Genomic DNA, 23372 nt, shown 5'->3' on the forward strand with positions numbered 1-23372 from the left:
AATGTTTGCAGCCGTTAATCGTTCAGGCGATCGACAACGTGTTCACCGCCGTTTTGCACCAGGTTGGCATCCAGATAGACCTCCACCCGCCGGTTCCGCTGTTTGTTTTCCTCGGAATCATTGGAGAGAATGGGCCGGTATTCGCCGTATCCCAGTGCGGAAAATTTGCTCTCGCTCAGTCCGGTGCTGGCGGCCATATACTTGACCACTGCCAGCGCACGGGCTGCAGAAAGCTCCCAGTTGGACTCAAACTCGCGGCCCACGTACGGATCGCTATCCGTATGCCCTTCTACGCGTATATCAACTTTTAAATCACGATTTTGCTGTCGCAGGTTGTGTATCAGCTCACTGTACTGCGGATTATCCTCAATATGAATAAGGGTCGAATTGTCGATGACTGACCCCACCTCCGAAATCACCGGGCGAATTTTCTGTTTGAGTTCCGCATAACCAGGGTCAAACATGACACCGCTTGATAAAATAATCCTGATCCCTTTAGTCACCCGTTCAATTTCCAGCCCGCGGATTTCATTTTGGTCAACGTACCGCGTGAGTTCAGCATAGGTTTGATTCATGAGTTGATCCAGCCAGCGATCAATACTGTTTTCCGCCTCTTTCATGTAGATGAATATCATAACGAAAAACGTCAGCAGCACGGTCACCATATCCGCATACGTGATCAACCAGACGCTTCTGGATGCGCGTTTGCGCGTCACAGGAGTTCGCCGGTTCTGACTGGTGTTCGAGGCACTCATAATTCCCTATCGCCCCCCGCTCTGGTTCGCAAACATCTCCCGCTCTCGTTGGGGCACAAATGTACTCAGTTTATCCTTAACCACCAGCGGATGGTCTTTGGCATGGAGACAAAGAATGCCCTCAATCATTATCTCTTTCATCATCAGCTCATCTTCCGAACGTCGCTCGAGTTTTCCTCCCAGCGGCAGAAAGACCAGGTTCGCGAGTAAGACTCCCCAAAAGGTCGTAATCAGCGCCAAACCCATGCCGTTCAACAGGTCGGTGAATTGTTGCTGCAAATTAAAATCCGTCGCCATGGTGAATGCCCCGGTTGAATCCGGTATAGTAATTTGGGTTTTCATCATGATGATGAGCCCGATAATCGTCCCGAGCATTCCGAAGGCGGGCGAATATTGTCCCATGTAAAAAAAGATCTCGGATCCCTGTTGATGCCGGCGATGAATATTGTTCAGCTCCAGTTCCAGGTAGTTCCGAAGGTTGTCTGGGTTACGCTCGTTGATTGCCAGCGCCAAGCCATTCCTGAGAAAGTGATCGTCAATATCGTCCAGCGTCCCTTCCAGGGCCATAATACCCTTCTCATAAACTGTTTTCGAGGTTTCTTCAAAATAGGTAATGATATCCTGGTATTCTGACCCATGTCGTTTAAACGCATTCTTTACGACACCGAATACCCCAATAACCGCCTTCAGCGGATAGTTTATGAGGGTGGCGGCGATGGTGCCCCCCAAAACAATCATCAGCGATTCCCGGTGAATAAACTCCACAAGGCTTCCCGTGGTACCCTGGGTAATGATGGCAGTCACTATAAGCCCGGCTCCGGCTAACAGTCCAAAAAGGGTCGCAATATCCATTCAGTTCCCCTGTCTGCAGTGCTGGTCATTCTACGAATACGTAAAATAGAACCAAATTCTCTGTTTGATTCTTGAGTAACGATATAAAAAAGAGTGCTCGTATTGTACACGTTTTACAGCGTGACTGCAAATAAAAAAAGTCCCAGATATTGTGAATAGCGATCTACAAACGCCAGGAGGCCTGCAGCCTGAGATGCGTAATTGGATAGGTAATTCGGGTTCCCTGCTGCACGTTTTCCTGGGTTACATTTAATAGCGTTCCTTCCCATACCAGCACCGGCATCCCAGCCTGACGATAGATAATCTGAAAAACCGGCCCCTGCGTATAAATCCGTTCCGCTGTCAGCCTCTCTTCATTCTGAATGCGCCAATCAATACGTCGTTGATACTGGTATCCGGCGTACCCGGTTATGACCCTATTTCCCACTAATGCGACCTGGTAAGATATTTCTCCGATCTGGCGCTCCAGCATTAATTCTTCGATAAAAGCTTCCCAGTCCAGCCTGCCCTGGTCCTCCAGCTGAAGTTCGAACCGGAACTGACCCTGCCAATTATTCCAAATGGGATGCCGGATCTGCTGTTTGAGAATCATATGGCGAAACGCGAGACTTCTGACCTGGTTGAGCAGATCATCGAAATCGTAATCATAGTAGTTGGCGAGCACCTCAGCCGAGGTGTTCCAATACCAGGATTTGGTCTTTTTATCCAACCCTGTATACAGCCTAAATACCCTGTTTCGGTAATTTTCAGCACTTCTTCGGCTGAAGAGATAAACATAGTGATTCAGAAGTACCTCCGTCCCGGCCCTGAACCGGTACTCCGGGGCGACCAAGTGAAAATATTCCAACCCGTACCGGGTTCGCACTTCGTCCCGATCGTCAAAGTTCGTGGAATCCGGCGTGTTGTACTGCAACCGGCTGGCCGAAGAAGAAAACTTGAGTGAATCCCTGTAGCCAATCCCCATCCGGGATGAACCTTCGAGTTCTATGAAATTACTATTGTCATCGGGAGGCGTTTGTCTGCGAAGGCGATCTGCGGCAATCAACGTATCTCGTACCTGGGTTGTATACAGGTTCTGCTGCAGTTCATATCGTGCAAAAAATTCATTTTTCAGCGGACCAATATCCAAAAACAATCCCAGAGAATTTCGAAGGTCATAGTTCTCCCGATTTTTATGCTGAACTGCACTGGATTCGACAAACGGTGTCTCAATATTCGTCGCCCGTTTGGCGTATTCGGTATTTAACCTCATCGCCAATGGATCGGCAATCTTGTACCGAAGCTGGTTCGAAACGTATTGCTGTGATTCTTCCCGGACTTCAACTGCTCCGGAATTCAGGTAGTAGGAGCGTTTTCTCTGACTGAAATTCATCGAGAGATTGTCTGAGACCCCCGGGGAGAATTGTTTGGAGACGTTCCAGCGGGTGGCGTAGGTCCGGTTTTGACGGTTATCCAGATTTTCGCCATCAAGTTGCACCTGACCGGTGGTGATATATCCACCCCAATTTTGTTGATTGAGGCGTAATCGACCGGAAAGTGTCGGGCCGTCATCTATAAACTGTCGACGAATATCCTGTTTGAATCCGCTAAAAAGCGAATACTGCAGATTCCGGCTGTTTCGTCTGGCCCCAAGAGCCGCATGTCCCGTTCTGGCGTCGTTGAAATAGCCGGATTGTTCATCATTATACCATTGCAGATTTCCCCGAAGTTCCCAGTTCCAGCTCTTGGGCATCGGCCCGTAAAAGCGCCCGTCAAACTGCTGATCATCCTTCCACTGCCGGTTAGATTCATGGATCTTTGTCATGGTACTGATAAACGAATTGGTGAGCTCGTAAGACACCTGGCTGATCTGGCCGTCATACTGAAACTGATTATACCATCGATAAGTCGAATTCTGCTGATGGAAGCCAAACTGGGTGGAATCTGAGGGCTGGGCAAGCAGCCCCTGTCCCAGACAAACCAGCAGACTACCAACTATCCAACGAGAAAACTTCAAGAGACCTCACCGATTCTATAGATAACCAAATCCAAAAAGGTAGAATTTCAATAACAACGGAGGTGATGTCATTTTTCGAATATGGGAGAAATCACGAAAACCCGGACAATAAGTTACCGTTTCCTATTCCGATTTGTTCTGACTGGTCTTGGGAATCACCCGAAACACCTTTTCACCCTCCTCGGCCATTCGATAGCGCTCCCTGGCTAACTTTTCGATGTACTCCAGATCATCCCGGAGCCGGTTCCGCTCGGTGACCAATTCGGCGTTTTCCTTTTCCAGTTCCTTGATATGCTGCTCGATGACCGCCTGTTCCTGCTTCAGCTGCCACAGCTGATACAGGCCATGGTCACTCAGGACAAACACCATGATAAAGATGAGCGCGGTACATAACCCGATGAGCCACCAGAGAAAGGCCTTGGCGCGCCCGGTACCTTCCCGCCGGGCGCGTTTAGCCTTTTTCTTACGCTTCTTGCGCTTCTTTTTGGTACTCCTGGAAAATATGTTTGAAAAGAATCCCACGAATTATTACAGCGCGTCTTTCCCCAGGAATTCCGCCTGTTCGAACAGCTGCTCTTCGATGCGGAGTAACTGGTTATATTTCGCCACCCGATCGGACCGCGAAGCCGATCCGGTTTTGATTTGGCCAACTCCGGTAGCCACGGCAAGATCCGCAATAAACGTGTCTTCGGTTTCACCGGATCGATGTGAAATCACCGATTTGTACCCATGCTGCTTGGCCAGTTCAATAGTATCCATAGTTTCCGTCACGGTACCGATCTGGTTTAGCTTAATCAGAATAGCGTTGCAAGCATCCTCGTCAATGGCTTTCTGCAGCCGCACCGGATTTGTAACCAGCAGATCGTCACCCACCAGCTGAGTCTTGTCACCGATGGCGTCGTTCAACATCTGCCACCCGTTCCAGTCATCCTCATCCATCCCGTCCTCGATAGAAACGATGGGATATTTGCCGACCAGGTCTTCCCAGAATTTGACCATCTCTTCCGGGGAGAGATTCCGGTTCTCTGAGGCCAGTTCATATTTTCCACTGTCGCTGTTATAAAATTCACTGGATGCCGGATCCAATGCAATAAAGAGAGCCTCTCCGATAGTGTATGGAGTTTTGTCCGCCGCCTCCAGTACCACTTCGATAGCTTCTTCATTGGACTTCAGATCCGGAGCGAAACCGCCTTCATCACCAACAGCGGTATTCAGTCCACGATCACTCAGGACTTTCTTCAACTGATGAAACGTTTCGGCGCCCATCCGGAGGGCTTCCCGAAAGCTTTTCGCTCCCAGCGGATAAATCATAAACTCCTGCAGATCCACATTGTTGTCGGCGTGACTGCCGCCGTTCAGAATGTTCATCATCGGCGCCGGCAACACCTTCGCATTGGAGCCGCCGAGATACCGATATAGCGGCAGCCCGTATGCGTCAGCAGCGGCACGGGCGGTTGCCAATGAAACGCCAAGAATTGCATTCGCACCGAGTTTTTCCTTATTTTCCGTCCCATCCAGTTCCAGCATAATCCGGTCAACCAGCGGCTGCTCTGAGCCGACCTGTCCAATGAGCTCGGGCGCAATAATCTCGTTGACATTCTGCACCGCCGTTAACACGCCTTTCCCGTTGTAGCGATCCTTGTCGCCATCCCGCAATTCCAGGGCTTCATGCACTCCGGTGGAGGCGCCGGATGGCACGGCTGCCCGTCCGAGAAAAACTTCGTCCAAAACGACTTCAACCTCGACAGTGGGATTACCCCGGCTGTCCAGGATTTCCCGCGCAATTACATTGGTAATTTCAAACATCATCACTCCGTTCGTTTGGTATTTATGATTCTTAAATATCATGGCAATATAGCGCCTGCCACAGGAAGTGTCAATTTGATTGGCGTGAGGAAATAACGGATGGCAGAATCGATTCTATTGGTTGCTTCAGTCCTGCCGTACTGCTAATTTTACCGGCGTTATGGCTATTGAATTTCTCCCGGCAGATGAACTCTCCAATGAAGAATGGGATGAGTTCGTCTGGTCCGCAAATAACGGGACCATTTTTCACACCCGACAGTTTCTCTCGTATCATCCGAAAGATCGATTTGAGGACCAATCATACGTGGTGATGAAAAAAGAACAGCCGTATGCACTGCTGCCGGCAGTCAAAGTGGAGTACGATGAAATGACGACGCTATTCAGTCACCGCGGCGCATCATATGGCGGCTTCGTGTACCAGGAAGATATCAGCATCCGGGATGCTTACAATATGGTGGAAGGGCTCCTCAGGGAAGCCGGAGATTCCGACATTGAGCAAATTGTGATGACGCATCCGCCGTATATCTACAACCGACGGATTACGAACTATCTGGATTTTGCGCTCTACAAGCACGGCTTTGATTATCTCAAGCGCGAAATTTCGAGCATGTTGACGCTGGAGTCATCCATCGAGGGTAACCTTGGAAAATTCCGTTCTTCCGCGCGGCGAAATTACCGGAAAGCGCTTAAGGAAGGCGTTGTAGTCCGCCGCACCGACGACTATGCTGATTTCTATGCTATATTAAAGAAAAACTTAAAAATCCGCCACGATGTACAACCAACGCATACCCTTGAGGAGTTAGAGCACCTCGCAAACCTGTTCCCGGATCGCATCAATCTGTTCGGCGCGTATCTGGACGATCGAATGATCGCCGGCGTGGTCAACTTTATCTGCAACCGGGACGTTGTGCTGGCGTTTTATATTAGTCACGATGAAGAATACCAGGAATACCGCGCGGTGAATCTGCTCTTTTATGAAATCATCCGCTGGGCTATTGATCAACACTTCCGGTACCTAGACTTCGGGATATTTACGGTCAACGAGGATCCCAATTTCGGACTGGGACGATTCAAGGAAAGTTTCGGCGCCAGCGGCGTGTTCCGGGATACGTTTGTTAAGACAGTACTATAGTGTTATAGTATTCGAGTGTTCAGGGGTTTTACAGTGGGATACCTTTGGGACAAGTTGAATAGCGTGTTAATGTGTTAGTGTGTTACAGTGTTAACGTGTTACAGTGTTAGCGTGTTACAGTGTTAGTGTTGACACCGCTAAGTGTATGGCAATCTCAGTTCTGTGTCTATTGAAATCGGTTGTTGGTAGTTCCCGCTTCAGCGGGTGTTTGTTGGTTGTTCGTAGTTCGTCGTAATCCCAAAAAACCGTTGAAACCTTCCTAATCCTGGCTGAGTGAACAGAGGACTCCGGACAATTTGACTGTAAGTCTCTACAATTCGGATAAAACAGATTTCTCCTGCGACTCAATCGCCCTGTACAACGAACAACCACGAACCACAAACATCTTTTCTCATTTATTTGTTATTTATTCCTACCCTATACCCATTTTATCTGCGGTCATCTGCTCAATCTGCGTTCCCCGACGGTTGGAGACTGTGTGCTATTTCAAACTCATCAGAACGGCCAAATCATCGGAATAAGCAGCGTGGCAATAAACAGGAACATGATGCTGAGGGGAAAACCAAACTTAAGATAATCGGTATACTTGTAACCACCGGGGCCATAGACCATGGTATTGGTCTGGTAGCCCACCGGCGTCATAAATGAGGCGGAAGCCGCGAACGTCACGGCCATCAGAAACGGTAATGGGGATACACTTAGCGCATTAGCCGTCGTGATAGCGATTGGCGCCATGATAATGGCTGTGGAATTGTTGGACATTGTTTCCGTCAGCACGTTTGTTGCTACGTAGAGAGCGCCCAGAACAACCACCGGTCCATACGGACCGCCAAGTTGTGCTACGGAATCACCGATAATCTGGGCGAGTCCGGTATTCTCCATGGCTCGTCCCAGCGGAATCACCCCGGCCAGCAGAAAGATAACGCTCCAGTCTACCGCTTTGTAAGCCTCCTGCATTGTAATGGTCCGCGTTAATACCAGCGCAAGAACCCCCAGGATCGCCGACTTCAGTATCGGCATCACGTTCAATGCTGCAAGCAACACTACAGCCAGGATGATAGTAATCGCGAATATCCATTTATGCCCACGCTGGAGTTTAATGTCCACTTCTTCCAGGACGACAAAGTTTTGATCATCCTTCAATGCGTCGATCCGGCGTTTCGATCCGTAAATCAACAGCGTATCCGAGGCGCTCATCGGCGTGTTTGAGATCTTATTCCGCAGTGTCTCGCCCTGTTTCCGGATGGCCAGCACAAAGCAACCGTATCGTCGCCGGAAATCGATCTCCTTCAGCGTACTTCCGATCAGTCGGCTGTTGGGAGAGACGAGTACCTCGGTCAGGGTGTTATCACCAATGGCGAGCTCTTCATCATTCAACTTGGTATCTGTCAGTAGGAGCAGTTTTTCCCGCTCCTTCAACCGCATTATCCTGTCGATCGGGCCTCGGACCAACAGAATATCATCGGGCCGTAATTTTGTAATACGGATATCGATAAGGATTTTCCGCTTGCCCCGGACAATGCCGAGAATGTTAAGATCGTATCGGTTACTGATCTGTTTGTCCAGTGGTGTTTTACCAACCAGTGGCGAATCCTCAGGGACCTGAAGTTCGGTAAGATAACGCGTCATATGGTATTTCTGGGTCAGACTGGAGAGAATACTCCTGACCGGCAGGTTCTTCCTGGCAAAAAGGAACAGGTAGAGCAAGCCAACGACAACGAATACGATCCCCAGTTTGGTAAACTCAAACATGCCAAGCGCTCCCAGACCGTGATCCGCAGCGATGCTCGAGACGATTATGTTGGTGGAGGTCCCAATAAGCGTCATCGTCCCGCCAAAGATGGAGGCGTACGAGAGCGGAATCAGAATTTTTGAGGGACTGAACCGAAATTCGTGAGCAAACTGGAGCGCCATGGGCAAGAATATCGCCACGGCGGCTGTGTTGTTAATAAATCCGGAAATAATGGAGGCGACAAGCAGGAAGATCACGAAAATGCGCCCCACGTTCCCTTTGGTATAGTGGATAATCCGGTCGCCAAGATAATTGATAGCACCGGTCTTACTCAGCCCAAAACTTAGCACAAACATGGCTGCAATGGTGGCCGTTGCGGGATTACTGACTCCCGTTAACGCTTCGTCTACTGAGATCAAATTAGTTAAAAGCAGCGCTCCGAGAATCAGCCCCGCCACCATATCTATGGGAAATATCTCAGAGGCGAAAAGGATAACCGCCCCAACGATAATGATGATCAAAATCAGAATATCCATGGGTTACCCCCAAGCATATCACTGGAAATTGCAAGTGTGAGTTTTCCGGTCATCAGTTTCTTTCGCGGACCTTCCAAAAACTTCAATTTTCGTTTCGGGCTTCACCGAAGGATATCAATCAGATATCTGTAAAAACCCTGGATAGGTATTCTGGTTATGAATAAACAATATATTGCTAAAACTGTGTTGAAAGCAATTATTATACAAATGAGTATATTTGCTCTCCTGCAAAATCCAGGATTAACTCCCTGTATATATTGCAATTTAAAAAACTTTACGGCGGAATATTTTTTGCGCTTTTCCTAATACGATTCTCCGAATTGCCAGTCGGTGATATAATGATCATTCCGCTGTTCCGGCGTTATACGGCCTCCAATGGAGGGTGGTATTCCCGTGGTTTTCTTAAAAACACGACAGAATCATCTAGTTTCTCGCGGACATGCAAATGGCATGCACTATTCGGCACAATCATAACGAAACATGGATCGATATCGTGGACACCTATTAAATGAATCTCCCTGCGGCAAGCCGCAGGGAATTAGCAAGTTAAATCGAGGGAGGGATGTGATGAGATCGCAACTGTTGCATTCACTAATATTTTTATTCTTATTGGGAGGAATAATTACAGTCCAACTGGAGGCACATCCGGGCTTCGCCCGAAAATACCGGATGAGCTGCACCACCTGCCATGATCCGGCACCCCGACTCAAAGATTTTGGTGAGGAATTCGCCGGGAACGGTTTTGTTATGGAAGGCAAAGAGCCATCCCGGTTCCACCTGGACACTGGCGATCCGGATCTGCTGCTCCAGGCACTGCCGCCTATCGGCTTCCGCCTGGATGCCTACGCCCACTTTGAGCCGGGCGCTGATAATGCACACCGTATTAACGATCTACGAACACCCTACAGCCTGAAATTTCTGTCTGGCGGCCGGATCACCGAAAATATTTCCTACTATTTTTACTTTTTCGTCAGCGAACGGGGCGAAGTTGCCGGTGTTGAGGATGCCTACCTCTACTTTCGGGATTTCCTGGGAACGCCCATCGGACTTTCCATCGGACAGTTTCAGGTCTCCGATCCGCTGTTCAAAAGGGCACTGCGGCTAGAGTACGAGGATTACCTAATCTATAGGACCCAGGTCGGACTGGTTCCCACCGCTCTCACATACGACCGTGGACTCATGGCGGGTTACACCGCACCGTGGGGATCAGACTTTATCTTCGAACTGGTGAACGGAAACGGTATTCCGGAAGCTGACGGATTGCACAACTTCGACAATGATAATTTTAAAAACATGTTCCTGCGATGGTCGCACAACTTCGGCATGTTCAGGCTGGGAGCGTTCGGATACTACGGCCAGACCACAATGCGTGGCGTTCTGGCCAGCGAAGGGCCCAATGTTACCAATATGGTCGGTCCGGATGCCACGCTGGAACTCGGTAAAGTCCAGTTAAACCTCCAGTATCTGATGCGGCTGGACGACAATCCCATGCTGAATACTACTCATTTGGCGGAACCGGTAATAACCCAGGGTGGACTTGCCGAAGCTATCTATGCTCCAAATGGAGACCGGAGCAACTGGTACCTGATCGGTCTTTACAACTATAGGACTTCCGACCTGTTGGATGCGCCGGGCGTCACGAATTTTATAGCCTCCAACGGCCTGTCGCAGGCGAACTACGCGCTGGATTATCATTCGGTAGGAGTCACATGGACGTACGTGCTCGGGACGAATATTCGATTGCTTACGGAATACAACTTCGACATCGAAAACGAAGCGAACCGGTTTACTGTAGGATTCTTCAGCGGATTTTAGACTGGGCAAATATTTGTATTATAAAGATGCCATCTTTTGGAAAGATGGCATCTTTATTATTAGAAATGAGTCTGCTCTAAAAAGGGGCTGAAGCCCCTCTCTTTTACTATATACTCTTATTTACCCCGGCATAAATGCCGGGGCTATTCATATTCTTCTTAATTTCCATCAGTAACTTAAATTATCAAACGGCAATGTACTTTTTAGAGTACTCTCAGAAATCCTTTTAGGCATCTGAAACAGTTTTGTCGAATCCATTGTATAGCGTCGTAGCATGCTACGGCGCTACTTACATAGACTTAGTTATCTGACGCTTCACTCCTCCGTCAACAACTTTGCCAGCAAATCCGATGTAAATTCGTATTCCAGCTTTTCGCCGGCCTTCTCGAAGGCTTTCAGTCCTGCGCGCTCGAAATCGAGATGTATGCCTTTGACGTCTTCATAGACCTGTTTGTAAATTTCTTCGCCCGAGGTCATATCCAGGACAGCAACCGTCAGATCCACGTATGCCACATGTTGTCCGTATACAACGGAACCCTTCCTGGATCGGGCATTTACCTCTATTTTGTAATCGGCGACGGAGATGGAATCCGAAAATGTGAACCCATTCGCTGCCAGACTGTTTTTTATCAACGGTTCCAGATACGGGACTTCAAGTGGTTGACCGAAATTTAGCTCGTTGGATTTGATATAGGCTTTCAGTCCGGAAACGTTCAACATGATCCTCGTCTCCGGTGCAGCCAGGCCGCCGATCATGCCCTCCACCATGGTCAGAGTCGTATCCGGCGGTCGCAGCCTTTCAATATCAACGGCTGCCCGCACTAATTGCGTTTTATCAGGCGCTGTAATTTTCGTCAGCCTAACCGCGGCCGTCCCTTTTTGGTTGGTTAATCCCCTGGACAGCATTTCCCCGTTACCTCTGAGGAAGGTAAACGTTACCGGCAAATCCATAACAGGAACCTCAGTATTGTCATCCCGGGTATAGATTGCGCTGACCAGTAATTGTGTTCCCGGATTTTTCCCGATTTTTATATTGATGTTATCTTTGACGGGTACGAGCGAAATCCGGCTCAGCGTCTCCTGCAGCTCTCCATATATCCTGTTCTTCAGGAAAACATTTTCTCCATTGATGCTGGTCTCCAGCGGTTCCGCAACATATTTCTGAATAGGCACAAACGCTTGCAGGTAGTAGCGAATTGCTCCGGTAAAATTGTTCTCCGCCTGCAGGCTTCCCCCATGACTCAATAGATCTTTGGAAAGAGCCATGGCATTTTCCATCCGCTCCATTTTTCGCATCTCCCACAACCCTCTCGACAGGCGGTAGTAAACCCAATACTCCTTCCGGGTTTCATAGGTATCCACCACCTCGTAGCCCTCCAATTCGCTCTTGGTGGTAGCCCGAATCTCCTGTCTGATCGATTCCCGGCTCTTCCCGGATTGCTCCACGGCGATGTCTATCACTTCGCTGGAGATATTCACCATGATTTCCGAAGAGAGGTCGCTCAGGGCGGCATTCTTGGCGCGCTGGATGTAATCCCTGGAGTCGCCATCCTTTTGTACAACGCCTATACCGATATAGTATTGAGGATCAACCGGGCGTTTTTCCACCCAATCCGGTGCGGCCGAATAACCGAGTGATACAAACAGCATAATGCCCACCACGGATGAAATGAGTTGTGTTACTTGGGATTGTGCAGATACACGAAACATATCAGGAGCCTCTCCTGGGGTTACATTACGAATATGGGCGCGTTTGTCAAATATACAGTCCTATCTGTTTCGTTCCGATTGTTCAATTTTGGGAAACGACCGGGATAAGTTTGATACTGTTCCCTTTACAGGCATTGCTTTGGTAACTCCGTCAAACAAGACAATGGCCTGGATACCAAAATTTCCTTCGGAAAATTCCTGGTAACTCCCCCCAGATGGGTCATAAATCCATGAATTTCCGCTGGTACTTGTATCCAAGCCGATATGCGGTCCGTAGGTGTTGTTTTGATCCGGGCCATCATAGATATACACTGAAATAAAGAACCGGTCAGAAAAATCAAGATTCAGGCTTTCAAGTTCATAAATCTGCCATCCGAAGCCCGCGGTCCGGACTGCAGCCGGCTTGGTATCAAGATAGTTTCCTTCTGAATCCAGAATATCAATATCAAAGTCGTAGTCACCCCGGATATAGAGTCGCACCCCGACCAAATCCAGGGGATACACAGGAGAATGAAATTCGGTAATAAACTCGACCTGCGATTCCAACGCATACCTAAATTCTTCAAAATCCCCATCATCGTACGAGAGGACCACCGGATCCCACTCCAGCGCGATTTCCACATTTTCTTTGTTTTTATCGAGGTCCCTGACTTCCATACCATGGAACAGCTGACGGCCAGCCGCATCTTTCCCCGAGATCGCAAACCGGCGCAGGTCCCCTTTTTCTACCTCGAACTCCCCCATCGCTACTCGTTGACCATCAATGGTTCGGATGGTAAGTGTCTCTTCCATCTGTTCGATATCAGGACCTGTAATCTTGAGGTCAACCCGATCGATAAATGCAATTTTCGAAAAGCCCGTATTATCATCAGAAAAAAGAGACAACTGCACCTCTGAGTAGTGATTTTCCTGGGATTGTACGAGCAAGCTGTCGCAACCGGTTAAGAATGCGCTTACTAATGTCACCGCCAATATAATTCGCTTGGTATTCATAATAGGCTCCCGGATTCCAATTTACGGCAGCGGTACGCTGACCGATACCGTTGAAATATTACTTTCGCCCCCACCGGCAGACATGGCGTACGCCGTACCTCCAACTACGCCCACGCCAACGATTGTCCAGAACCACCATCTGGAGTAAAAAGGGGATTCCATTTGAGTTTGCGCAGTGTTCTTCTGCAAATCCGCCTGGGAAACCTGCTGGATCGCCACTGGCCGGGACCGATCCCCCACCATTTGATATTCCATTGATTGAGCCATCTGATCCATTAATTCAAAGATCTCTTCCCCGATTGCTCCCCGCCGGGTATCAGCCTTGATAATTTTGCTGGATTCCACATCGATGAGCCGGGCGTTTATCTGAATCATTTCTCCGATAGTCACAAAGCTCCCCACGAGGATAGCATTCGCTCCCACCGCACGACCAACCTCCACCGCAGTCTGTTCATCCACGATACCTGACATACCCAACTGCATCTCAGAGATGGCATCCTGAAGACGGCCCCGCTCGACGATCTCCAGTTGCCCGCTTCTCGCCATACTCGTGATGACGGATTCCGGTATCGCTTTCTCTAGGTAATTCAATACTTGATTATTGCTGGTATTCTTAAAATCAACGATCGCTATCACGATTGTCTCTCCCGGCGGCAGGGCAAGGACCAGCGATTGGAACATCAGCAGGCTACTCAGGAGAACAGCAGTGACCTTCTTCACCGTACCCATAGGAATTCCTTTCACCAATTAGATTTATTTTAGAATGCAGAATCTAAACAGACCAGTACCGGTCGGACCAACCTGGTCAGCAAGGCAAGAATATTTCGAATTTTAATTTAATCCATTTCCCAGAAAGGGCAATAAGATTATTGTTTTACATGCCACCGGTCTGTGTAGCAAATCGTGAGCTGTCCTTCACTAACAGCTCATCCGGGAAACGGGTATCATCAATCCATTGGATTATTTGCTCCCGGCGCTCGGCGTTTTGCTCGGTGGTATAGTGCTCGTTCCCGGAGAGGGTTTTACCTGCAGAGATCCGACCGAGATAATCAACCATGGCCGACGGGGCGTAACCAGCTCTGGCGGCGATGGTTAAACCGTATTCATCTGCTTCGTCCTCGTACTCCTGGAGCCGGCCGGAGAAAATAGTTTCATACGACTCGATAGCGATATTTTCCAGGTCGTCACTGGTGGATTGTATATCGGAAGACATTTCAGTTTCACTCTCCAACTCCATGAAAGCGTTATCCGCTGTGACCATTACCTTTCGTTTTTCAAGTTCCTTCATTCCGTGGCGCAGCACCACATGGGCGATTTCGTGTCCCATAAAGCAGGCCAGTTCCGCCTCGTTTTGCATCCGTTCTATGGCGCCTTTTGTGATAAACACAATGCCGCCCGGACAGGAATACGCGTTTACCTTGTCAACGTCGAGAATGAAGAATTTAAACCCCTGATCCCATGAATCGCTGGCCTCCACTACCAGGTTCCCGACGAAGTTCACATAATTCTGCAGGTTCCGGTTTTCGTAAATGCCGAGTTCGGCAATCCTGGAAGCGATTCCAAGTCCTACGCCTTCCTCGGGGAAAGAGAAAACATCTCTGCCCCGCTGGCGAGGCAGATCGACCTTCCGCCTGAGTTTCCGGAGATTGCGATCTGCATATGTCTCCTGCCGAAACTGCTGGTATCGCCGGGGATCGATCCGGTAGGAATACAGTGTCTCCAGGAAGGATCCGTCCCCTTCCAGTCGATGTGCGTATTTCTCGGCGAATCCCTTGACGGCAGCGGATACGCCGGACTGCGCCACCTTCGTAACGCTGGGAGTAGCGCTCATCTTCGCAAACGGATCCTCCGACTTCGCCTTTCCGGCCTGCACCGCCTTTTCCGAGACGTAGCCGTTCAATTCCTCGACCGACACCTTAATCCAGTGTTCCTGCGCTTCCAGCTGTTCTACTTCCGTGCCCTTCTGCAGCTCTGCAACCGCCGGAAAGAATGAGCCCGGCCCCTCCCGGAGCGTCGCCCGTTCCCGCTCAACAGTGGCGGTTTCGCCGCAGAATCCGGTTGACCCGATAATTAAAACCACCAATGAAATTATTACATTCAGCAATCCTTTCATGGCACGCCCCTTCTTCATATAATTCATAACACAATTGCACTGACTCCGGAACCGAAACTCGGTCGTCTTACTTACTCGTCAAAGTAAACACGCCGTCCCACTCTTTCGGCTTTTCCTTCTTCAACACCTGCGAACGTTCGAGCATGGTTTGGGATGGTGAATCATTATACGGCTCAACGGCCAGTTCTCCAAAGATGGAAATCGCCGCCTTCCAGTTCCCGTTCCGATATTCCAGGAGTCCCTCGTGGTATTGCTTGTAGAGTTCGGTATTATGCCGGGTGGCATTTTCGAGGCGATCTATAAGTTCATAAATCTTCACCGGCTCAGTCTTCCCCTTGACCCGGAGCAGGTCCAGCTCCCGGCATAGGAATTCTTCCTTCACCAGTGCGTAGGTCGATTCGCTGATAATAATTTGCGTTTTAAAGACCTTGTTCACGCCTTCCAGCCTGGCGGCCAGGTTCACGTCATCGCCGATGGCGGTATAATCGGTACGCCGCTCCGAGCCGATGTTTCCGGCGACGATAGGCCCGGAGTTCAAACCAATCCTGGTATTCCTGTGAAAATGTGCCGCCGGTGATACCGATTCTCCGTTTGAAGTCAGGGAATACGCAAACTCCCGGTGAGCCAGCGCAGCCTGGCAGGCCAGGACGGCGTGGTCATCTCTGGGAAGTGGTGCGCCGAACAACGCCATGATTCCGTCTCCTGTATATTTATCCAGCAAGCCATTGTGGTCTAGCACGAAACTGGTGAGTTTGTCAAAATACTCGTTCAGATACTGTACCAGTTCCGGAGCGGATTTCCCTTCAGAAAACGTAGTAAAGTTATAAATATCCGAGAATAAAACTGTGGCGTAGATCTCATCTCCGCCCATTTGGACCATATCCGGTTCCCGCAGGAGGTTCTGGATTACGTCGGGATGAACGTACCGGCTGAAGACCTTGCGGATTTCCAGCTTGGAGCGGCCTTCCATGACGAAACTAAGCGTCGCTGCCGTCACATACGACAACACAAATCCGGTCGCCGGGAATACAATCTCCATCCAGATTCGATGTGTATTCCAGAGAAGGAGTGAGAGGCCAACGAGAAATAGGGCGATTCCCGGCAGGAGCAAATGGCTGTAGCGCATACGAAATTGTGTGAAGGCAAGGTATGCCAGGAAGGCAATAAGCATCGTATTAAGAAATGTGAGCCAGGCCGGCATTCGGTGGACAAAATCACCCTGCGTGAAATTGCTGAGCACGGTTGCCCAGATCTCCATACCGGGGTACGGCGTGATTCCGGTGAATGGGGTCGGCTTTAAATCCTTGAGTCCTGCTGCCGAAGCCCCGACGATGATATATTTATCCCGGAACATCTCCGGATCGAGCGAAGGCTCACCACCGTACCTGAGAGCGCTTGCCGTCTGAATGACTGCGCTGATCGGTACGTATTGAAAGGCGCCCTCCGGGCCTCCGGGCCCGTACCAGTTCACCAGATACTCGCCATTTTCGTCCAGCGGAATCTGCTGATCACCCGCCCGGATTTTTTGGCCGTCAGTCCGTATTTCTCCAAAGCCTCCGCTCTCAATCCATCCCCGGATCGGCAGGCTGGCCAGCGTTTTACTACGATAGGTAAACAGCGGCCGGGTCCGCCGAAGTACGCCATCCTGGTCAGTGTGCACGTTGGTGATGCCCAATCCCGCAGCGGCGTGAAGTAATGTATCGATCGGCACCTTAGCTCCCTGATACGCGATGTGGGACAGATCGTTCTTACCTTCTATGGGAATACCAAATTGTTTCGGAATCAGGCCTCCGGAGGAATCGACCAGTAACTCACACCCCAGGATAACTTTGCCATGGTCCCGGATGGATTCGGCAAAGGCGCCATCGGTCTGGTCGGCGTAGGTCTCGTCACGGTTCAGATCCGGATCGTAGAACAGCATATCGTACATGACCGCGCGGCTGTTCACATCTTTGAAAAGAGAGTTCATCAGTGCATAGAAATTCCGGGGGAATGGATACTGGATGCCGACCGTCTCGCCAAAGTATTCCAAGCTATTGTTATCGATATCGACCAGAACGATGTTGGAATCCGCCCGCTCCGGAATGGGGAACTGCACGAACCGATAATCCAGGGTTTTCTGCTCGATTTCCCGCATGAATGCCAGATTGTTGAGCGCCATGGCAACCAAACTGAGCACCAGGGCAATACCCAGCGCCACGTACCAGGTGCGATACGTTTTGGTAAATTGATTGGTAACACTGTTGAGAAAACCCGGAATGTTCATACAGGATTTACCACGTAAGTTAACCCAAAAAGAAATTATACGAAGTGGAGAGAAGGTGCAACGGGGAAGTGGAGTAATGTAAATGAATTCAGGAACACACTTAAAACAAAGAAATGCCTGGTGTATCTCCACTCATGCCGCATAATTAGAAATTTTCCCTTTTCCCTATTCTCAGACACTCTTTATCACGTTCACTGCCAAAAAAATTTCCGCAAAACCAAAATATAAATTTATGTTTCGTACAGATTTACAAAGTTCCCAAGAAGACACGATCAAATTACCGGAACCTGCCATGGAGAAGATAACGTCTGGATATCTCCTGTATGGTATTGATGTAGGGACACGCCATGGCGTGTCCCTACCAAAGGTGTATCCCCAGCCCTTCACTGTTAAATTCCTGTTTTCACACAGCCTTCATATCTATCTCTCATCAAAAATGTTATAGATAACTTGCAAAGGAATTACTTTTTCACTTCTCCCCCGGTATCCCCCGGTCGGTCATCGCACGAACATCCAGCGCCTCCTCCAGTTCTTCTTTGGAAAGCAGTCCCATCTCTTCCACGACCTGCGGCACGGGCTTTCTCTCTGCCGCCGCCTTTTTGGCTACTTCGGAGGCTTTATCATAGCCGATCTTCTGGTTGAGCGCCGTAGCGATGGAGGGGTTGAGCTCCACAAGCTCTTTACACCGTTCCCGGTCGACCTCAATACCGTCCAGGCATTTCGTCCGGAACGCGTCGAGTACATTTGTCAACAGGTGCACACTCTCCAGCATCGCATGCGTCATCACCGGCATCATCACATTGAGCTGGAAGTTGCCGTGGGTTCCGCTTACCGTGATAGTCTGTACGTTGCCGATGACCCGCGCCGCTACTTGCATCACCGATTCACTCATCACCGGATTCACCTTGCCCGGCATAATGGACGAGCCCGGCTGAATCACCGGCAGTTTGATTTCCGCGATGCCGCTGGTAGGCCCGCTGCTCAAGAACCGGATATCATTGGCAATTTTTAAGAGAGATTGCGCAAGCGTGTTTACTGCGCCTGCCGCCGACACGTAGGCATCCTTTGCGGCCTGCGCCTCGAAGTGATTTTCCGCTTCCCACAGTTCCAGGCCGGTTTTTTCCGCGAGCGCGTCTACCATCTTGCCAGGGAATTCCACGGGGCAGTTGATTCCAGTACCGGTGGCGGTCCCGCCGATAGCCAGCTCGGAGAGTTCATCCAATGCAATCCGGAGCCGGTCGATAGCGCGCTCGGCCTGCTGTGCATAGCCGCCGAACTCCTGCCCCAGGCGGATGGGCGTGGCGTCCATAAGATGGGTGCGCCCGCTCTTAACCACATCGTCGAATTCGTCAGCCTTTTGTTCCAAAGATTTCTGAAATTTCTTCAGCGACGGGATGAGATCCTCCTCAATCGCCATCATGGTGGAGAGATGCATGGCCGTGGGAATCACGTCGTTGGATGACTGGGACATGTTCACGTGATCATTGGGATGGACAGCCTTACTACCGATTGCTTCGCCGAGGATTTCTGCCGCACGGTTTGCAATGACTTCGTTGGCATTCATATTGGTGGATGTCCCGCTTCCGGTCTGAAAGATGTCAAGAATGAACTGATCATCCAGATCACCGTCAATGACCTGTTGTGCCGCCTGAATGATGGCGTCGGCGATATTAGCGTCCACCAGTCCAAGGTCGCGGTTCACCTCGGCAGCTGATTGTTTGATATAGCCTAAGGCCTGGATGAATCGGCGCGGAAACCTCAGGTCACTAATGGGGAAATTTTCTTTGGCCCGTTGAGTCTGGGCGCCGTAATATGACCCCGCCGGTACTTGCACTTCGCCCAGCGAATCTTTTTCGGTTCGTGTCTGCTGGTTCATATTCAATTCTCCGGATTAATTTTCTTTGGATTTTTAATTACTCAAGTTTAACGAAGGGAGGGAGAAAGGTGCAACGGTGGGTTTTTAAATTGTCATCCCGACCGATCCCGGCGAATGCCGGGAGAGTGGAGCGATCCCGTAAGGGAACCTTCAAGGATATACTTGCCAGATCCTTCCCCGTAGGGATCCCGTTGGGGCGGCTGCGTCCGGCGGCGGCCGGTCTCCGCTCAGGATGACTGTGAGTTTTTCTCTAATTCAAAGTAAAAAGAGGAGTCATTCCGACGGAGCCCGGTGTTCAGGGCGATTGGAGGAATCTCGTACAGGAGTCTCCGGGGTTAATCGGGCGAGATCTTTTCGCCCAAAAAAACCCGCCAATGATGCTGTGAGCTGTTAATGGCGGTTCCGCATTATTGCGCTCCATTCTCCGACCCTTTCAGGGATCTCGACCCTGAAAGGGTCTGTTGGATACAGTAATTACCGCAAATGCCCTCACTGGTCCTTTGCAACGTCGATAGCATTGTCATAGTAAACTAAAAAGAAAGTAAAAAACCAGTCATTCCGACTGAGCGAAGCGAACGGAGGAATCTCGTGAAGTAATCTCCGAGGCTAATTGAACGAGAACCTTTCCCAAAGGGATCCCTTCGGGGCGACTCGCTCCGCTCAGGAGGACCCATTTATGGCTCTCACAAAAAAAACCGCCAATGACGCTGCAAGCGTTCAATGGCGGTTCCTAAAAATAACCAGGGTAGTTTATAATTACTCCGCCAGCGTCTCCTTCACATTCCTATACACCTCTTTGACATGCGACCGGGATCGCTGGTCAGCATAGACGCGGACGACTTCATGATCGCGGGAAACGACAAAACTCACACGGGCATTGATGCCGCTCTCGAATCTGGTACCGTATGCCTCGCTGGCTTCGTTTTCCGGGTCGGCGAGCAGCGTGAGCGAAATGTTATTTTTCTGTGCATATCGTTTATGCGTCTCAATGCCATCTTCACTAATGCCGACCGGCGTAATGCCCAAATCCTCAAATCGCTCCCGATATTCATTTAATGTCGCCAGTTCTTCTGACACCCCAGGAGCGCCATCTCTGGAAAAGAAATACAGCAACGCCATTCCTCTGTTCAGCAGGTGCGCCAGGGAGACGTCCTCGCCGTTTTGATCGGTCAGCGTAAAATCCGGCGCAGGCGTACCGGCCGGCTTCACATTGTGATCGTTGAAATTCTTCGCAATATCGATTGAGTTTTCCATATTTTCCATAGTGCGCTCCTACTTTTCTTCGGCGTCGAGTTTTTCCGTGAGTTCCAGCATCTGCTCGGCAATCGTGGCGTTCCCGGCGATGATACCGTCATGGATTTTAGTCTTCTTTTTATTATAGACGACGGGATTCCCATAGATGTCGGACATGGTGCCGCCGGCCTCCTGCACCACCAGATCCCCGGCGCAGACGTCCCATTCATTTTTGGAGTAAACGCTCACGAACACGTCGCCGCGTCCCGCGCTGGCCAGACAGAGTTTATATGCTACGCTCCCCGTCGGTTTGAATTCGCCGATATAATCCGAAAATTTATCCACGTGACCGTTCCGAGTCTCGGTGCGGCTCACTAAGAGAGAGGCGTCCGAGAGTTTCGTAGTCTCTGAGACGGTAATTTTATCATCATTTAAATAGGCCCCGCCACCTCTGGAGGCGCTGTACAGTTCATCTTCCACGGGATTATAGAGCACGCCAACCACCGGCTCCCCGTTGCGCACCAGCCCGATGGAAATTACGAATTCCGGAACGCCGGTGATGAACTCCTTGGTTCCATCAATTGGATCGACGACCCAGACCAGTTCCTTGTCCAGCCGCTCCGGGTTATCCTTGGATTCCTCAGATAACCAGCCATACTCCGGAAACGTGCTTTTCAGCCGCTCCTTCAGAAGCGTGTCTGCTTCGGTATCTGCTGTGGTGACCGGGTTATTCCGGCTCTTTTCAGCGATATCATAATCGCCGGCCTCATAATACTGCATTACCACTTTTCCGGCAGCCCGGGCCGCCGCTTTCGCTGCCAGGAGTTCCTCCTGATAATTACGGCTCATAACACCTCGTTTCGTCGATTCATTCCAAAGAACGTAAATATTACCAAGTCCGGGGGCGAAATAAAAGCGGAAAACCTGTAGCACGCTATTCGCCAGCGGAAAATCGCGAAAATAAATGATTAACTCAGATTAATGACAACAGAGGTTGCACCGCAATGATGGTAATTGCGCAATTCAATCAGGATAAGACATTGAGCAACGAACGGACGCAAAGATTCCTGTAGCGGCTATCGGTTCATTAAAATCTTTGAGAATGGAATATTCGATGAATACGGCGGGAGATATCCGTCAAAAAGTTCTGTTTATCGGCAATCCTACGATATTCCTGACCGCGGTGTAAAACTGTTTTTGATAATGGCGTTGTTGATGCGGCCCGTCAATATACCGGATTTGGTTGTATGGGCCTATTAGTATTTTTGTCGGCGTTTGGTGGATTTGTAACAAATCTCTAATGTTTCCGGGATCTTTGTAGAGGGGAAAGTCAATCGAATCTGCAAATGCCAATGAGAAGATCTCTGTTTCTTCTGTGTATGGATATATTCCAATCATCCTAAATTTTTCGGGTGGATAATCCTCAATTAACTGATTCCACATTTCATATTCCTGAAGACATGAGTAACAATCCCTGGCAGTAAAATACATTAATAAGGTGTATTCTGCTGAAAATCCCCGGGGAATCACCAACGAATCAGACCGGGGGCTGTAAACCTGAATTGGGGTTTTCAGATGTAAATTTATCCCGGATGAGGTTTGCGAAGGTTTCGTTTTTTTGATAAAAATAATGTAAGTAAATAACCCCACCAGAATCAGCAAGTAGACAACTTCTTTCCCTTTTTTCATTGCATCTTTCTGAGTCGGTATAAAATTACGGCATTCCTTGGAGAACGTGTTGTTGCAAAAAGATGTTCTCCTGCCACAACCATACTCTCCAGGCAGTCCTCGACAACCATGTCATATTGCAGGTTTAACTCGGCATTAAATACCGAAATGTTCGATTTGCCTTCACAATCACCTTGTGGTGAGACTTCATCATTCCATAAAACGAACACCCGTTCATAACTATAACATATATCTTTTGCGAATTGCGTTCCGGCAAATATTTCAATCCTTCCGTCGGCCGATTTTTTGACGGTTTTAGAATCCTTTGATTTTTCGTCCGTCAATTTGACACGTTTTATCCGCTTGAGTTCACTCGAATATTTCTCCATCCTGTTTTCATAGAGATGCGTGGTATAAATAGTTCCGGACGGGGCGCTTGAAATAAACATCATCCGATCGAATACATTAAACATTCCCAGCGCCATACTAATTTTTGATAGTTTCTTTTTATACCCATCAGGAGTCTCTCCCGTGTACATATTATACGGGATCATTTCATCACCACCTAGCAGATGGGAACAGATCAAATAATCACCGAAGCCAGTCATAGAGAACGCCATTGCTCGAATATTAAACGAACCGAAATATTCGCCGTCAAGGGTAAATTGACGAATGCGGCCTGAACCGTTGTCCACTAGCCAGACAAAACCTCGATGGACAATTAAATCCACAACCTCCTCAAGAGAATCCTGCGGACTGATACTCCGGTCAATAGAACCGAGAGTCCTTCCAATTGTGTCGAAAATAACTACGACTGGATCTCCAAAAGTCAGGACATAAATTTTCCCGGTTTTTTCATCAAATGCTATTTGTGATGGATAATGCAGAG

Annotated in this window: 18 protein-coding genes; 3 read left to right on the forward strand and 15 right to left on the reverse strand. The window is 49.4% G+C overall.

Annotated features, from left to right (window positions below; genetic code table 11):
• Window positions 1-14: 14 nt before the first annotated feature.
• From K9N57_09025 to eno, 5 genes are all read right to left on the reverse strand, one after another.
• Window positions 15-755: a flagellar motor protein MotB gene (locus K9N57_09025; GenBank protein MCF7804319.1), complete on the reverse strand. Its 741-nt coding sequence runs from the start codon at window positions 753-755 to the stop codon at window positions 15-17.
• Window positions 756-761: 6 nt separating this feature from the next.
• Window positions 762-1607: a MotA/TolQ/ExbB proton channel family protein gene (locus K9N57_09030; GenBank protein MCF7804320.1), complete on the reverse strand. Its 846-nt coding sequence runs from the start codon at window positions 1605-1607 to the stop codon at window positions 762-764.
• Window positions 1608-1770: 163 nt separating this feature from the next.
• The gene (locus tag K9N57_09035; protein MCF7804321.1) at window positions 1771-3603 is read right to left on the reverse strand and encodes a hypothetical protein; all 1833 of its coding nucleotides are present in this window, start codon (window positions 3601-3603) and stop codon (window positions 1771-1773) included.
• Between the two features lie 123 nt (window positions 3604-3726).
• Entirely contained in the window at window positions 3727-4125 is a 399-nt protein-coding gene (locus K9N57_09040; GenBank protein MCF7804322.1) for a septum formation initiator family protein, read from the reverse strand.
• Window positions 4126-4131: 6 nt separating this feature from the next.
• On the reverse strand, window positions 4132-5409 hold the full coding sequence (gene eno / locus K9N57_09045) for a phosphopyruvate hydratase (GenBank protein MCF7804323.1): 1278 nt from the start codon (window positions 5407-5409) through the stop codon (window positions 4132-4134).
• Between the two features lie 160 nt (window positions 5410-5569).
• Between eno and K9N57_09050 the strand changes: the two genes are divergently transcribed.
• The gene (locus K9N57_09050; protein ID MCF7804324.1) at window positions 5570-6541 is read left to right on the forward strand and encodes a GNAT family N-acetyltransferase; all 972 of its coding nucleotides are present in this window, start codon (window positions 5570-5572) and stop codon (window positions 6539-6541) included.
• 495 nt (window positions 6542-7036) lie between these two features.
• On the opposite strand, the gene K9N57_09055 is transcribed toward K9N57_09050, so the two are convergent.
• Window positions 7037-8809, reverse strand: a complete 1773-nt coding sequence (locus K9N57_09055; GenBank protein ID MCF7804325.1) for an SLC13 family permease — start codon at window positions 8807-8809, stop codon at window positions 7037-7039.
• A 567-nt stretch (window positions 8810-9376) separates the two neighbouring features.
• Here K9N57_09055 and K9N57_09060 point away from each other — a divergent pair.
• Entirely contained in the window at window positions 9377-10624 is a 1248-nt protein-coding gene (locus K9N57_09060) for a hypothetical protein (protein ID MCF7804326.1), read from the forward strand.
• A gap of 315 nt (window positions 10625-10939) precedes the next feature.
• On the opposite strand, the gene K9N57_09065 is transcribed toward K9N57_09060, so the two are convergent.
• The 6 genes from K9N57_09065 to K9N57_09090 all read right to left on the reverse strand — a co-directional run bounded on the left by K9N57_09065 (window position 10940) and on the right by K9N57_09090 (window position 19582).
• Entirely contained in the window at window positions 10940-12334 is a 1395-nt protein-coding gene (locus tag K9N57_09065) for an LPP20 family lipoprotein (GenBank protein MCF7804327.1), read from the reverse strand.
• A gap of 60 nt (window positions 12335-12394) precedes the next feature.
• A complete protein-coding gene (locus tag K9N57_09070) occupies window positions 12395-13327 on the reverse strand; it encodes a hypothetical protein (GenBank protein ID MCF7804328.1) in 933 nt (310 codons plus the stop codon).
• 21 nt (window positions 13328-13348) lie between these two features.
• Window positions 13349-14056: a CsgG/HfaB family protein gene (locus K9N57_09075; protein ID MCF7804329.1), complete on the reverse strand. Its 708-nt coding sequence runs from the start codon at window positions 14054-14056 to the stop codon at window positions 13349-13351.
• 145 nt (window positions 14057-14201) lie between these two features.
• The gene (locus tag K9N57_09080; protein ID MCF7804330.1) at window positions 14202-15440 is read right to left on the reverse strand and encodes a M48 family metalloprotease; all 1239 of its coding nucleotides are present in this window, start codon (window positions 15438-15440) and stop codon (window positions 14202-14204) included.
• Between the two features lie 67 nt (window positions 15441-15507).
• Window positions 15508-17706, reverse strand: a complete 2199-nt coding sequence (locus K9N57_09085) for an adenylate/guanylate cyclase domain-containing protein (protein MCF7804331.1) — start codon at window positions 17704-17706, stop codon at window positions 15508-15510.
• Between the two features lie 469 nt (window positions 17707-18175).
• The gene (locus K9N57_09090) at window positions 18176-19582 is read right to left on the reverse strand and encodes a class II fumarate hydratase (GenBank protein ID MCF7804332.1); all 1407 of its coding nucleotides are present in this window, start codon (window positions 19580-19582) and stop codon (window positions 18176-18178) included.
• 68 nt (window positions 19583-19650) lie between these two features.
• On the opposite strand from K9N57_09090, the gene K9N57_09095 reads away from it, so the two are divergent.
• The gene (locus K9N57_09095; GenBank protein MCF7804333.1) at window positions 19651-19818 is read left to right on the forward strand and encodes a hypothetical protein; all 168 of its coding nucleotides are present in this window, start codon (window positions 19651-19653) and stop codon (window positions 19816-19818) included.
• A 520-nt stretch (window positions 19819-20338) separates the two neighbouring features.
• On the opposite strand, the gene K9N57_09100 is transcribed toward K9N57_09095, so the two are convergent.
• The 3 genes from K9N57_09100 to K9N57_09110 all read right to left on the reverse strand — a co-directional run bounded on the left by K9N57_09100 (window position 20339) and on the right by K9N57_09110 (window position 23214).
• Complete coding sequence (locus tag K9N57_09100) at window positions 20339-20845, reverse strand: redoxin domain-containing protein (protein ID MCF7804334.1); 507 nt, start codon at window positions 20843-20845, stop codon at window positions 20339-20341.
• A 9-nt stretch (window positions 20846-20854) separates the two neighbouring features.
• Window positions 20855-21664: a 3'(2'),5'-bisphosphate nucleotidase CysQ gene (locus K9N57_09105; GenBank protein MCF7804335.1), complete on the reverse strand. Its 810-nt coding sequence runs from the start codon at window positions 21662-21664 to the stop codon at window positions 20855-20857.
• An 836-nt stretch (window positions 21665-22500) separates the two neighbouring features.
• Window positions 22501-23214 (reverse strand): hypothetical protein, encoded by a 714-nt coding sequence (locus tag K9N57_09110; GenBank protein MCF7804336.1) that lies wholly within the window; start codon window positions 23212-23214, stop codon window positions 22501-22503.
• Window positions 23215-23372 lie beyond the last annotated feature (158 nt).

Source organism: Candidatus Neomarinimicrobiota bacterium, assembly GCA_021734025.1.
Taxonomy (GTDB): Bacteria; Fidelibacterota; JAANXI01; order JAANXI01; family JAANXI01; genus JAANXI01.

Bases quoted from the DNA above. Each gene is read 5' to 3' on its own strand.
- K9N57_09025 (MCF7804319.1), bottom strand. From the start codon at position 755: ATGAGTGCCTCGAACACCAGTCAGAACCGGCGAACTCCTGTGACGCGC.
- K9N57_09030 (MCF7804320.1), bottom strand. From the start codon at position 1,607: ATGGATATTGCGACCCTTTTTGGACTGTTAGCCGGAGCCGGGCTTATA.
- eno (MCF7804323.1), bottom strand. From the start codon at position 5,409: ATGTTTGAAATTACCAATGTAATTGCGCGGGAAATCCTGGACAGCCGG.
- K9N57_09050 (MCF7804324.1), top strand. From the start codon at position 5,570: ATGGCTATTGAATTTCTCCCGGCAGATGAACTCTCCAATGAAGAATGG.
- K9N57_09055 (MCF7804325.1), bottom strand. From the start codon at position 8,809: ATGGATATTCTGATTTTGATCATCATTATCGTTGGGGCGGTTATCCTT.
- K9N57_09060 (MCF7804326.1), top strand. From the start codon at position 9,377: ATGAGATCGCAACTGTTGCATTCACTAATATTTTTATTCTTATTGGGA.
- K9N57_09065 (MCF7804327.1), bottom strand. From the start codon at position 12,334: ATGTTTCGTGTATCTGCACAATCCCAAGTAACACAACTCATTTCATCC.
- K9N57_09070 (MCF7804328.1), bottom strand. From the start codon at position 13,327: ATGAATACCAAGCGAATTATATTGGCGGTGACATTAGTAAGCGCATTC.
- K9N57_09075 (MCF7804329.1), bottom strand. From the start codon at position 14,056: ATGGGTACGGTGAAGAAGGTCACTGCTGTTCTCCTGAGTAGCCTGCTG.
- K9N57_09080 (MCF7804330.1), bottom strand. From the start codon at position 15,440: ATGAAAGGATTGCTGAATGTAATAATTTCATTGGTGGTTTTAATTATC.
- K9N57_09085 (MCF7804331.1), bottom strand. From the start codon at position 17,706: ATGAACATTCCGGGTTTTCTCAACAGTGTTACCAATCAATTTACCAAA.
- K9N57_09090 (MCF7804332.1), bottom strand. From the start codon at position 19,582: ATGAACCAGCAGACACGAACCGAAAAAGATTCGCTGGGCGAAGTGCAA.
- K9N57_09100 (MCF7804334.1), bottom strand. From the start codon at position 20,845: ATGGAAAATATGGAAAACTCAATCGATATTGCGAAGAATTTCAACGAT.
- K9N57_09105 (MCF7804335.1), bottom strand. From the start codon at position 21,664: ATGAGCCGTAATTATCAGGAGGAACTCCTGGCAGCGAAAGCGGCGGCC.